The organism is Paenactinomyces guangxiensis (assembly GCF_016055185.1).
GTDB lineage: Bacteria > Bacillota > Bacilli > Thermoactinomycetales > Thermoactinomycetaceae > Paenactinomyces > Paenactinomyces guangxiensis.
Window position 1 is genome coordinate 1 of record NZ_JAECVR010000021.1, and the last position, 12,923, is coordinate 12,923.

11 protein-coding genes and 1 pseudogene are annotated in these 12,923 nt (G+C 45.8%); 2 read left to right on the plus strand and 10 right to left on the minus strand.

Features of this window, described 5'->3' with window-relative positions; all coding sequences use genetic code 11:
* A pseudogene (locus I8U27_RS16525) lies at nt 1-577 on the minus strand (transposase); the annotation flags it as partial.
* A gap of 105 nt (nt 578-682) precedes the next feature.
* Here I8U27_RS16525 and I8U27_RS16530 point away from each other — a divergent pair.
* On the plus strand, nt 683-937 hold the full coding sequence (locus tag I8U27_RS16530; protein WP_181754002.1) for an IS110 family transposase: 255 nt from the start codon (nt 683-685) through the stop codon (nt 935-937).
* Nucleotides 938-1,354: 417 nt separating this feature from the next.
* Here the strand turns inward: I8U27_RS16530 and I8U27_RS16535 are convergent, their stop codons facing one another.
* Both I8U27_RS16535 and I8U27_RS16540 read right to left on the minus strand, forming a co-directional pair.
* Nucleotides 1,355-1,996, minus strand: a complete 642-nt coding sequence (locus tag I8U27_RS16535; protein ID WP_181754000.1) for a sugar transferase — start codon at nt 1,994-1,996, stop codon at nt 1,355-1,357.
* A 222-nt stretch (nt 1,997-2,218) separates the two neighbouring features.
* The gene (locus tag I8U27_RS16540) at nt 2,219-3,154 is read right to left on the minus strand and encodes an NAD-dependent epimerase/dehydratase family protein (RefSeq protein WP_198065897.1); all 936 of its coding nucleotides are present in this window, start codon (nt 3,152-3,154) and stop codon (nt 2,219-2,221) included.
* 409 nt (nt 3,155-3,563) lie between these two features.
* On the opposite strand from I8U27_RS16540, the gene I8U27_RS16545 reads away from it, so the two are divergent.
* Complete coding sequence (locus tag I8U27_RS16545) at nt 3,564-4,424, plus strand: LCP family glycopolymer transferase (protein ID WP_181753998.1); 861 nt, start codon at nt 3,564-3,566, stop codon at nt 4,422-4,424.
* Nucleotides 4,425-4,436: 12 nt separating this feature from the next.
* Here the strand turns inward: I8U27_RS16545 and I8U27_RS16550 are convergent, their stop codons facing one another.
* The 7 genes from I8U27_RS16550 to I8U27_RS16580 form a co-directional block, all read right to left on the minus strand.
* A complete protein-coding gene (locus I8U27_RS16550; RefSeq protein ID WP_181753996.1) occupies nt 4,437-5,549 on the minus strand; it encodes a glycosyltransferase family 4 protein in 1,113 nt (370 codons plus the stop codon).
* A 109-nt stretch (nt 5,550-5,658) separates the two neighbouring features.
* Nucleotides 5,659-7,077 carry an O-antigen ligase family protein gene (locus I8U27_RS16555; protein WP_181753994.1) on the minus strand — a complete coding sequence of 473 codons (1,419 nt, stop codon included), beginning with the start codon at nt 7,075-7,077 and terminating at the stop codon, nt 5,659-5,661.
* A gap of 3 nt (nt 7,078-7,080) precedes the next feature.
* Nucleotides 7,081-8,544, minus strand: coding sequence for a lipopolysaccharide biosynthesis protein (locus I8U27_RS16560; RefSeq protein ID WP_181753992.1), 1,464 nt, complete (start codon nt 8,542-8,544; stop codon nt 7,081-7,083).
* A 28-nt stretch (nt 8,545-8,572) separates the two neighbouring features.
* Nucleotides 8,573-9,319, minus strand: a complete 747-nt coding sequence (locus tag I8U27_RS16565; protein ID WP_181753990.1) for an acyltransferase — start codon at nt 9,317-9,319, stop codon at nt 8,573-8,575.
* 13 nt (nt 9,320-9,332) lie between these two features.
* Complete coding sequence (locus I8U27_RS16570; RefSeq protein ID WP_374057943.1) at nt 9,333-10,646, minus strand: nucleotide sugar dehydrogenase; 1,314 nt, start codon at nt 10,644-10,646, stop codon at nt 9,333-9,335.
* Nucleotides 10,647-10,659: 13 nt separating this feature from the next.
* On the minus strand, nt 10,660-11,772 hold the full coding sequence (locus I8U27_RS16575; protein WP_181753989.1) for a DegT/DnrJ/EryC1/StrS family aminotransferase: 1,113 nt from the start codon (nt 11,770-11,772) through the stop codon (nt 10,660-10,662).
* 28 nt (nt 11,773-11,800) lie between these two features.
* Nucleotides 11,801-12,829, minus strand: a complete 1,029-nt coding sequence (locus I8U27_RS16580; RefSeq protein ID WP_181753987.1) for a Gfo/Idh/MocA family protein — start codon at nt 12,827-12,829, stop codon at nt 11,801-11,803.
* Between the last annotated feature and the right edge of the window lie 94 nt (nt 12,830-12,923).

Below are 12,923 nucleotides of genomic sequence, written 5' to 3' on the forward strand. Positions count from 1 at the left end.
ATTTCTGAAAACTGTCCAGAAGTGGTTTTTCTAATTAACTGAATAAAAAATCGACGAAGGCGACGGTTGCGCCATCGCCAATTGGCCAGCTTCTTTAAATTCATGGCAGCAAAAAGAAGCATCGCCTGCGCTGAACTCGACGCTTCCCACGAAGCGTCGTCCAACGCATTCCATGCTTCTCCTTCATATCGGCAAAAACTCGCTCAATCGTTTCTTTTCGCTGTTTATAAATTTGTTTATTCTGTTCCGCATGCCGAAGATGTTCGGCTTCATCTAAATAGTCCTGCCAAATATGGCGGTGAATTTGCTTTGTATGGGTTCGACTGTTTGTACATTGAGAAAGAAACGGACAACCTTTACAGATTTTTGGATCAGAGATGTACTGACGATAGCCTTCTCGGGTGGTAGTCCGGTAGGTTAACGTTTGACCAGCAGGGCAGATATACCAATCATAGTATTCATCATAAACATATTCATGTTTTCGAAAAAATCCTTTTTTCGTTTGGGGTCTTTTATAAGGCATAACCGGCCGGACCCCATCATCAAGTAAGACTTTGCTAATGTAAGGAGCATTCCAGTAATGAAAAACAAAGGGGTTTGAAAAAGAAAAGTACCTCCTGCTAACATACGAGGTGTCCCACTGGCCAGTGGACCCTTAAATAGCAGAGGAGGTACTCCAAGAATGAATTTTAAACTAAATCATCAAATCGATCAAATTCACTCTGACACTGTTATTGTAGGAATTGACATAGCAAAGCACAATCATATTGCCAGAGTGGTAGATGATCGAGGCAAAGAGCTGGCAAAGCCATTGGTATTTGCCAATACGCAACAAGGGTTTCAACAATTGCTATTCTGGATGAAAAGCATTATGAAAAAACACGCCAAACAACAAGTGTTGTTTGGCGCAGCTTGTCGACAAAGTCTGTTTTCTTAACAGGTCGACAAGCTGACCGTTTCCTCAGGCAGGAAACGGTTTTTTTGGAACCGGCGCTTTTCATTATTCTGTCATATTTTTGTTAACTGTTACCCCGACATTACATTTCGTTAACAAAACGGGCAATTTCAACTATGTTTCATCAGATTAGCGTATAATAACATTACACTCAACAAATATTTGGAGGTGCCCAAGATGGACTGCACGGTCGTCAGCAAATCGTTTTGGATCGGCATTATAAACGCCACTTGTTTGAGCGTACCGTTGTGGCTTTTGTTTTACCTTTGCTTACGCCTTGTTTTCTAAGGTAAAACATGAATTGGGACACCTGTGAAAGTTTATGGATGAAATGAATATGACCGTTTGGTATATATACACAAAACGGGCTGCCCGTATAGTGAGGCATCCCGTTTTGCATTAACGGGCTCCACTGCCGGAAATAACTACCCAGACAGTACGGAGCATGATCTGTAAGTCCAGTCGAAACGATTGATTTCTGATGTAAAACAAATCCATCTTTAACTTTTCAGCAGGGGTAGCTTCATAACCGCCATTGACTTGAGCCCAACCTGTTAAACCTGGCTTCACCAGTAAACGCTTTTTAAAACCGGGAATCTCTTTGTCAAATTGCTCAGTAAACATCGGGCGCTCCGGACGGGGGCCGATCAAACTCATATCACCGCGTAAAACGTTAATCAACTGCGGGATTTCGTCAATCCGTGTTTTACGGATAAACTTGCCCACAACCGTTACACGTGGATCATTTTTAGCCGCCCATTGGGGGCCATTCTTTTCAGCGTCGTTGCGCATAGAACGAAGCTTGATGATGTTAAAGCATTTTCCATTTAAACCGACACGCTCTTGCTTATAAAATACAGACCCGGGTGATTCCAGCTTAATGGCAATTGCTACCAGGACGAGAACAGGCAAGGTAAACAGTAACAATGCAATGGAAAGAATCACTTCCAAGACCCGCTTCAAAAGCGGGTAAAGAGAAGAACCGCTGATCCCGTTGGAAAATGAGTGCGAATTGCTTTCATAAGCCATTTTTGAACGCATCCGCTAACCACTCCTGCTGTATATAGTATAGAAAAAACCATTATAGGCTTAGATTACAAAAATGACAGTAAGATTACAGCAATATTTCAAACAGATAACTGTAACCAAGTATACTGCAGATGCATCTAAATGACAATCCCTTATTTATGAAAAAACAGTCCTTCAGTGCCCCGGATAAGCCAAAAAACGCACAAAATCGGCTTCGGCTTTATTATCTTACATTTATTTGTCCATTTTACGATACTCATGGCAGTAATATTCGTAGGTTTTCCGTAAACCCTCGGTGAAGGATACAGCGGGCTTCCAGTTAAGAACGGAACAGGCTTTTTCATTGTTAAAATAGCTGTGTTTAATATCTCCTGAACGCTCCGGCCCGTATTGTACGGCATTTTCCTTGCCGGAGATGTCATTGAACAATCTTACCACTTCATTGAGGGAGGTGCTTACCCCTGTACCAATGTTGAGAACTTCTCCTTCACCTGCTGCTGTTGCCGCCAGATTTGCTTTTGCTACATCTTCCACGTAGATATAGTCACGGGTTTGCTCTCCATCGCCAAAAATAGTCAACGGCTGATCATTGATCACCTTATCGATGAAAATAGAGATTACGCCACCTTCTCCCCTCGGGTCCTGGCGCAAACCGTAAACATTGGCGTAGCGGAGAATAGTATATTCCAAACCGTACAGATGATGGTACACGCTAAGATAATGCTCCGGTGTATACTTGGAGATTCCGTAACCGGACAGAGGCTGAACGGGATGCTGTTCATCAATCGGCAGGTACTGAGGATCACCGTACACAGCAGCAGAAGAGGCGTAAACCACTTTTTTTACCCCTGTCTGGCGACTTGCTTCCAGCAGGCGAATCGTTCCTAAAATATTCACATTTGCATCAAAGACCGGATCTAGAACCGATGTGTTCACATGAATTTGCGCTGCTTGATGAATGACGGCTTCAGGCTTTTCTCTCTCCAGTACCTCAAGTAACCCGGGACTGGTAAGATCCATCTTGTAAAAAGAGGCTTGTGGATGTATCTGCGTTTCCTTGCCTGTTGAAATGTTATCAACAATCGCCACCTGATCTCCTCTGGCGATCAACTGATCCACAATATGAGAGCCAATAAATCCGGCTCCTCCCGTAACTAATACTTTCATCATCTGATGAAACCCCTCTCTCCTTAAGTAGGCTAACCGTTCCTGTATCTTTTCATGAAACTTTCGCCCATCCTTATTTTTCCCAGAGGCTGTCAACCGTGCCCCAAGAGCCGTGCAGCCGGTCAGCCGGAGTGATCCACGGCGGCCGGATTACGGATCAATATTTTTATCTCCAATGCCTTCAGGGACAAACACATAGGTATAGACTCTCATAAAGAGGAAAACAATACATATAATAGGGGTACCACCCCAGAAAATTTTTCAGATTGCAAATCTGCGAGCTGTTTACCGGGAGTGAGAAGACATTAAGCCAGAAAAGCGATCACGAAAAGGCCGATTTTGGTTCCGGTTGATTCTCTTCCTTCTCCTTATGGCACTGATTGTAACTTTGTATTTCGGGTATAAGATTTGGTTGACTGCCAATCGTGTCTATGAGCCGCCCACCCAAACCAAATCTGAAAAAAGGGAAAAAAAAGTTATTATTGACCAGGATCCAGCAGCACTGCTTCTTCTGGGGGTAGACGAACGAAACGGAGACATTGGCCGGTCCGATACAATCATTATCGCTACGATGAACCCTCATCAAAAGACAGTGCTCCTGACAAACATTCCCCGTGACACCCTTGTTCAGATTCCCGGACGGGCAGGGAAAGACAAGATCAACCATAGCTACGCCTATGGTGGTGTGAAATTAACCCGACAGACCGTAGAAAACTTTTTGGATTTTCCGATTGACGGTTACGTAAAAGTAAATATGCAAGGCTTGGAAAAGATTGTAGATGAACTGAATGGAATAGTGGTAAACGTACCCTTTGACTTTACGTACGAAGGGTTTGACTTTAAAAAAGGCAAAATGACACTCAGCGGGAAAGAAGCCCTCGCTTTTGCCCGCATGAGGAAAGCAGACCCCCATGGGGATTTTGGGCGAATCCGCCGCCAGCAAGAAGTGATTCGGGGCATCATTCAAAAAGGGACCCAACTGAGATCGATTGCCAAATTGGACAACTTACTGGAACAATTGGGAACCAATATGAAAACAGATATCCGGCCTCTCACCCTGTTCCGTTTACAGCGTATCTATTCCAATATTGAAGAAAATGATATCTCCAGCGTTTCCTTTCGGGGCCGGGATACCACGATTGGCGGCATTTACTACTTTCAAATCAGCGAAGCAGAGATCTCACGGGTTCGCAACATTTTAGCCGGCCATATTGAGCTGGAGCCCCTGGAAATGGATGTTACACAAAATAACAGCCCCAGTCATACCCGGTGACTGGGGTTACTTCTATTTATTTGTGAGCAATGTCTGGTACAGGGACAACAATTTTCTTTCTTCTACTCCCCAATTATAAGTTGTTTCATGGGCCTGCCTTCCGTTTTTCCCCATTTGTACACGAAGAGTGTCATCTGAAAGCAGACGGACCACTTGATCGGCAATATCCTTCGGATTAAGAGCATCAACGGTAAATCCGCATTGACTTCCTTCTACAATCTTTTTCCACAAAGGAAAATCAGTTGCTACCAGAGGCAACCCGGCTGCCATGTATTCAAACATTTTAATCGGCAGAGATTCACGGTAGTTCTCAATGGGATGAAGACACACCAGGCCCACTTTTCCTTTACCCAGCCACTTTTGCACATCGTCAAAGGGTATGCGGCCATGTAAGTAAATATTTTTCTGTCTGAGCTGTTCCACGTCACGGTCTTCCGGGGCAATATGCTGTAACGGGCCGATCAGATGAAGTTCCGCTTTCAGGTCAGGCGGGATAAATTCCATCATCTGAATCATTTCCCGATAGCCGCGGAGATAAGAGATCCCGCCGACATACAGGATCAGGTTCTTCCCTTCTTCCGTTTTTTCAATCATCGGAACGGGTAAGGGATAATTTTTAATCACAATTACTTTTTTCGCCTCTTGAAATTCGTCGCTGATGGACTCTGTCGCCGTAATCACGGCGGCTAAACGTCTGGCTAATTTCTTTTCAACCCGGTGTACCAGGTAAGAAATCAGCCCCCTCCATCGTTCAGGAATCCAGGGCTTGGTGTAAATCTGTTTCGGCAAATTTTCATGCGAATCATAGATGACAGGCTTTCCGGTACGCCAGGCGATTAGAACTCCCCATGGAAGCAACTCCGGATCGTGAAAATGGTAAATATCAGCGCCGCTCCGGATTGCACGCCGAAACAACATCCAGCCGGCCGTAATCCTTTTCCATTTCTTGTTCATCCGTTTCACACCGACAATACGAATCCCTTCAACCTTTTTTTCCGCAAACGGTGCTACAGCATGCAGTTCTACTTCAAATCCCGCTTTAACGAGGGATTTCGCTTGTTTGTGAAAAATGCGGGAATCATCATAAGGATGAACCGAGCTAAAAATCATTACTTTCTGAACCACAGCCCTCCCCCTTTCCTCAAACTGTAAGGAAATGACCGGTATTCGGAAAATGCTGAGGGCATCCGCATGATGCCCTCAAAAAGGATGAAAAAGCCCCAACTTACACAACTCAAGCGGTCTGTTGTTCTTCTTCAGCAACAATCTCTCTTTGCTGCTTTTGCCTTTCACCCAGCACGATGGTTGCCAACCCCAATCCGTAAGTAACCCACATCGGGGTAAAATGAATAGCTGTACTGGGTGCGACACCGCCAAAGACAAAGCCTGTTAATGCTGCCAGACTGGCTACAGCACCCCAGCGAATCAACGGGCTCACCTGCGGAGATGTTTTAAGGCGGGCCAAATTCCACAGCCGCCATAACATCCAGACATACAGTGCCATATACATGACAAAAATGATCACACCAAAGTTAACCAGAATCTCTATCCACCAGTTATGCATATTAACTTTGGTAACTGCTTTGGGAGGGTTCTTGCCCATCAGCGGTTCAATGTTCCCCGCTCCAACTCCCATATAGTTGCTTTTCTGTAAAAACCATAATCCGTTTAAAATCAAGTTTTTCCGGTTGGTCGGACTTTCTCCAGTTTCGCCGCGGATAAATTCATCCTGAGTGTCATCAGCATCCCATGAACCCTTTTGCAGATCCTTGAAAAACCCAAAGGTCCCTTGAAACTTTTCTCTTGCATCCTGCCTGGCTTCGTCTGAGAGGAAGGAGACACTCATCATATTGACAATAACTGCTGCTATCAGAATAGCGGCAATCCCTTTACCAATGTTCTTCCAGGTAAATTTCTTCCGGTCCATCGCAAAGGGAACAGTAATCACAAGAGCGAGTACTGCAAGTGGCAAGGCAAAAAGGGTGTTGCTGCGTGAACCTGTCGCCAGCAGCACATATAATGCGAAGACACCTGTGAAATAGATCAGCAGGCGATGCTTCGTCTGCAGTTTCAACATAAATAAAGCGGTAATAATAAATGGCAGCCCCAAGGTGATACAGGTGGCCAAATCATTCTGGTTAGTAAAAACAGATGTAACGGTAGCCTGACCTACTTCAGCACGTGAAGGGGGCAAGTGGATCAGTGCGATTGATTCAAACACACCAAATACGACGATGGTGGCAAATACCCCGAACAAGATCCGCTTGGTCATCCAGTAATTTTTTTCGTTATAGCAGAAGAAGGGCACCGAAAAAGCCATTACACTCATCATACCCAGATAAACCAGATATTTGATTCCGGCGTTTACGCTCACGGCCCAGGTAAGTGACACAAGGGCGTAAATTAACCAGAAGACAAAGAATCCCACATACCAGCGAACCGGATACATGTATGAGGTTTTAAGCTCTTTTCGCATCACCAGCCTGATAATGATGCCCCCGGCCAAAAGAATAAAGGCGACTCGGAAGAAGGTCAGATTAAACCCCTGAGTGACTGGGATTCCAAAGGTAGGACCCAGCAAGGCAAAAGCGATCATCAAATAAAACAAGTTTTCCAAACGATTTTGTCTGGGTTCCAAAAGCTCGTTCACCATCTCTCACCTTTTTCCTCCTAGTTTGGGCAAAAAGTTGCCAATTTGATACAAATACTTCACTGAAAAAAGTCGGGTCGCAAAAATAGTCGTTATCATCACCACAAGGGCTAACGCATAGTAAATCCATGGATTTTCAATTTGATTCGCTTGAACCCACGTGATTCCCATTAGCAAAGAGAGATAGACCGCGAGGTAGATTGTGACGGATCTGAACCGGAAATTCACCGGATACACTTTCTGGTTTTGTATATAAACCCAAATAATAACAATCAAATAGGCGATGAGCGTCATACTGACGGCACCCCAGATATGAAAGACGGGAACCAAAACCAGATTTCCGATCAAATAGACGCAAGCAGCGATCAAAAAGCCGCGGGAAATCAATTTGGTTTCCTTTTTAATTAATAGTCCCACCCCGAACACTGTATGCAGTACATTGAACAGCGTGCCGAGAGAAAGGGTCCAAACGTAGAGATATCCCTCCGAAAGGTCCGGTCTTCCAATAATCAGCTGATAAATCGGGTCCATGACAAAGGTGAGACACATAATAGCGATGGTTCCGACGATGAGCAGTGCTCTCCCTACCAGGCTGAACACCTCGGGGGCATCTTCCCGCTCTTTGATAGACATGGAAAACGGGCGCCATGCCAGCTGAAAAGGGGCTGTGATTAAGACAATAAAACTGGCGATACGCGTAACTGCTTCATAGATGTCGGCAGAGTGAGGAGAATTCAGGTAATACAGGATCTGCCTTCCGGCAGAGGTCATCACCCAGAATGAAATCAACGTAGGAAGGAGAGGTGCTCCATACTTAATAAGGTGAGACAAATGGGATCGGGAAAACTGCAAAACAAACTCTTTGCGAAAAATCCAGACCAGAATAAGCGCTACACCGACTTGGCCGATCAACTGACCATAAAAGATTCCCATGACCCCTGCGTGCTTAAAGACAAGAAAGTAAACGCTGAGTAAATTAGACCCGATCACATAGGCCATACTAAATATATTAAACAGCCAAACTCTTCGACTGTAGCGTGCGTAACCCAGGATATGCTGAATGACGATGGCTCCAAGTGTAGCCAGAAAAGCAACTGGCAACAATAAAGTATACTCTTCTTTTCCCTTGTAGATCAGTTCGGCTAACGGCGCCCCCCCGACCAGGACGAGAATGGTAAAAATTACACACATTCCTGCACTAAATATTACAGCATTTGTAAAATAAATTCCACGCTCTTTTTTATCTTTTGCATCATAAAAATAAAAAGCCATTGCCGCATCTGTTCCCAGTATGCAGAGGTACGTCAAAATAAGGGTAATGGTATTGGTTAAACCCCATTCAGCCAGTTGGCCGTCACCTTTCAAATAACGTGTGTAAATGGGAACAAGCAATAAAGCGGCCAGCTTGTTCCCCATCATCGCAACAGCAAAAGCGGCAGAATCTGAAAACAATCTCTTAAGATGGTTCATCTTTTATACACCTTCTAAAAATTAGGTGTTACTCTTGATTTTCCAACTTTTCACGATCCGGGACATCTCTGAGCGGACGGGCAGGCACACCGACATACAGCTTTGCCGGCTCTGTATCTTTATTAACCAGGGCACCCGCTGCAATAAAACTCTCTTCAGCCACCGTTACACCCGGAAGCAGGATGGACGCTCCCCCCACACGTGCCCCCTTTTTCACTAAGGGACCACGCACAAATTTAAACCGTTCCCTGGTACGTCCCATAAAGTTGTCATTGGTCGTTGTCACAGTTGGAGCAATAAATACGCGCTCCTCAAGAGTGGTATATGCTGTGATATAGGCATTGGTCTGGATTTTAGTGAATGAGCCGATTTCCACCTGATTTTCCACTGCTACTCCCCGGCCGATCACCACGCGGTCTCCGATGGTACATTTTTCGCGTACCGAGGCCTGATCACCAATCATCACTTCTTTGCCAAAAGTACTCCCGCGATACAAGACTGTATTGGCCCCCAAAGTTGTCCCGTTCCCAATTTTCAGGGGCGGCAGATCGGCATCCACTTTGACGGTAGATGATTTGGCCGGTTTTGGCCAGCGTCCGACCACACAATTATCAGAGATCGTTACACCGGACCCGATGACCGTTCCGGCATGAATCGTTACGTTATTCCCAATCGTTACATTGTCTCCCAGGACTGCACCTTCCTCAATCACTGAGAAATACCCGATGGAGACATTGTTTCCCAGCTGAGCAGATGCATGGACAAAGTTTTTCATGAACAAAACCGCCTTATAATTTTTCGTAATCTGCACGGATTTCTTTTACTTCTTTTAAGGCATTCCGCGTATCGAAGATGACTTTCGATTTATCGGCAATCCATTGATAGTCAAACGCAGAGTGATCCGTTGCGATCAGGACGATATCCGCAGACTCGAGAACTTCCTCCGTCAGTTCCACGGTTTCATATTCTTTGTTCCCGGCCCGGAAAGTGGCGACATGAGGATCAACCGTTACAAAATCAGCTTTGTATTTCTCGAGCAGTTCAACAATTTCCAGAACCGGGGATTCGCGCATGTCGTCAATATCTTTCTTGTATGCCACACCGAGAACGGCTACTTTTGCCCCATTTAACGCTTTGCCGTAACGGTTGAGAATTTTCATCATCCGATCCACGACAAATGCGGGCATCTCGTTGTTAATCTCTCCAGCCACTTCAATCAGCCGGGTATGATAATTGTACTCACGCGCTTTCCAGGTCAAGTAGAACGGGTCAATCGGAATGCAGTGTCCACCCAGACCGGGGCCCGGATAGAAAGCCATAAAGCCATAGGGTTTAGTTTTGGCCGCATCGATCACTTCCCAGACATCGATCCCCATCTTGTTGCAGAGAATAGCCATTTCATTGGCGAGGCCGATGTTAATATTGCGGAAAGTGTTTTCCAGAATTTTTTCCATCTCTGCAACTTTTGGGCTGGAAACTTCATGCACTTCGCCTTCAAGCACACCCCGATACAATGCCGCCGCCACTCTAGTGCATTCAGGGGTTACTCCGCCCACAACTTTGGGGGTATTTTTGGTGTTAAATACTTTATTGCCCGGGTCAACCCGTTCCGGGGAGTAAGCCAAATGAAAGTCCTGCCCCACTTTCAGCCCGGTCTTTTCTAAAATCGGCTGCAGCACTTCTTCTGTCGTTCCCGGGTAGGTGGTGCTCTCCAGTACGACAAGTACGCCGGGGTGCAGGTATTTGGCAATTTCTTTGCCGGACGATTCCACATAAGAAGTATCCGGCTGCTGATATTTATCCAGAGGAGTCGGGACACAGATGGCTACCGCATCCACTTTGGAAATAAGCGAATAATCGGTGGTCGCCTGCAATTGCCCTTTTTGTACAATCTCTTTCAGCTCTTCATCCACCACGTCGCCGATATAGTTAATCCCTTTGTTGACCATGTCGACCCGGTGTGCCAGGATATCGAAGCCGACAACTTTATAGCCTGCTTTTGCTTTTTCCACAGCCAGCGGGAGTCCGACGTAACCCAGACCAACAACCCCGATGACTGCAGATTTATCTTCAATTTTTTGAAGTAACGTTTTTGTGGTCACGTTGATTCATCCTTTAAGCTTTATTTGCATAATAGTTTTTTATGGTTTCCGTAATCATGCGGACTTTAACATCCTCTAACTCTGCAAACAGCGGCAGGGCAAAGGTGCGCTTTGACATAAATTCGGAGTTTGGCAGGCTGCCCTCTCCATATTCCAAATGTTTGTAAACCTCCTGCTGATGCAGAGGAACAGGATAATAAACTCCGGTGGCGATTCCTTTTTCCTTCAGATGTTTCATCAATTCCTCACGGTCATCCGTTTGAATGATATAGAGGTGGTAAATGTGTTTGCGGTCCTCAGCGGCGAATGGCGTTACTACAGGTGCCTCTTTCAACCATTCGTTATAGAGGGCTGCTTTTTCGCGGCGCCCCTGGTTCCACTCGTCCAGATAACGTAATTTAACTCGTAAAATAGCGGCCTGAAGCTCATCCAAACGGCTGTTATATCCGATCATGCTGTGGTAATATTTCGGATTGCTTCCATGGACACGAAGAATCCGTATTTTCTTTGCCAATTCTTCATCATTGGTAACAACCATTCCGCCATCTCCATAACCCCCCAGGTTTTTCGTCGGGAAGAAGGAGAACGTAGCCGCATGGCCCAGGGAACCAACCTTACGGCCTTTATACTCTGAACCCAGAGCCTGGGCCGCATCTTCGAGGACAAACAAGTTATGCTCATTCGCAATTGCCATGATTTCATCCATATTGGCAGGCTGGCCGAAAATATGGACCGGAATGATTGCTTTTGTTTTAGAGTTTATCTTTTCTTTGATTTGGTCTACATCGATATTATAGGTTTTCGGGTCAATATCTACAAATACGGGAATCGCCCCCAATTGGGACACAACTTCTGCCGTTGCAAAAAAAGTAAAAGGAGTGGTGATCACTTCATCCCCGGCGCCGATTCCGGCTGCATCCAAAGCGAGCAGGAGGGCGTCTGTTCCGTTGGCTACTCCAATCGCATATTTAACCCCGCAGTACGCGGCAATTTCTTCCTCTAAAGCTTTCACTTCAGGGCCAAGAATATATTTGCCGCCGTCTAATACGTTATCAACGGCCTTGCGAACTTCTTCACGTATGGTTTTATATTGCGCTTGCAGGTCAATCAAAGGAATTTGGCTCATAGTGATTGATGCTCCTTTTATGGTTTTTTTACTTTTTCCGCTCCAAATCATCCATGCGTACCGCTTTTCCAGTCTCTGCCGATTGCTGGCAGGCGACGACCAGGCTTAACGCTTTACGCCCTTCTTTACCGGAAACAACAGGAGTCCGGTCTTCTTTAATCGCATCGGTCAAATCTTGAATAATGCATTGATGGCCGGGAACTCCAAACGGGTCATTCTCAATCCGCCGGATCACTGCTTCTGCTTCTTCGTCGTTTATGTTTTCAAATTTCCAGTGTTTAATCCAATTGGCTGTCGGTCCGCCGACAATCGCCGTTCCTTTTTCACCAAAAATGCTGAGGGACTCTTCCAGATTTTTGGGATAGATGGTAACAGCTGCTTCTAATACACCAAGTGCCCCGCTTTTAAATTTGATGACCGAGACGGAAGTATCTTCAGCCTCGATCTTGCGGAGCCGGGTTGCCTGATAAGAGAAAACTTCCTCAACGTCGCCCATCATCCACAGGAGAAGGTCCATGTTGTGGATGGCCTGGTTCATTAACACCCCGCCGTCCATTTCTCTGGTGCCGCGCCAGGGGGCCTGATCATAATAGGCCTGGTTTCGATTCCAACGGACCGTCGCATTGGCGTGTCCGATTTTTCCAAATGCCCCCTGATTTAGTTGACGGCGCAGTTCCATAATTGCCGGCCGGAAACGGTTGGGATGAACAACCGCCATTTTTACACCATTTCTCTCACATGCTTCAATCATGCGGTCGGCATCTTCCAGAGTAAGCGCCATTGGTTTTTCTACAATGACATGCTTTTTCGCTTCAGCTGCCTGAATGGTCAGCTTCGGGTGCAATCCGCTCGGAGTGCAAATACAGACTACATCAATATCTGTTTGCAACAAATCCGCGAAATCGGTGTATCCTTCAATCCCATCCTTTGCAAATTCAGCGAGCCGCTCTGCATTGGTATCGCAGACAGCCACGAGCTTAGCCCCTTCCACCGCCTCAATCGCGGCTACATGCTTTTTGGCGATATGCCCGCAGCCAACAATTCCATAGCGTATCAATAATCTCCCTCTTTTCTGTGAAAGTGTCGACGAGCCGGAAAAGTTTTGTCCGACAAGTGCCGATGACTAACCCAGTTTAAAATCACTTTTGCGT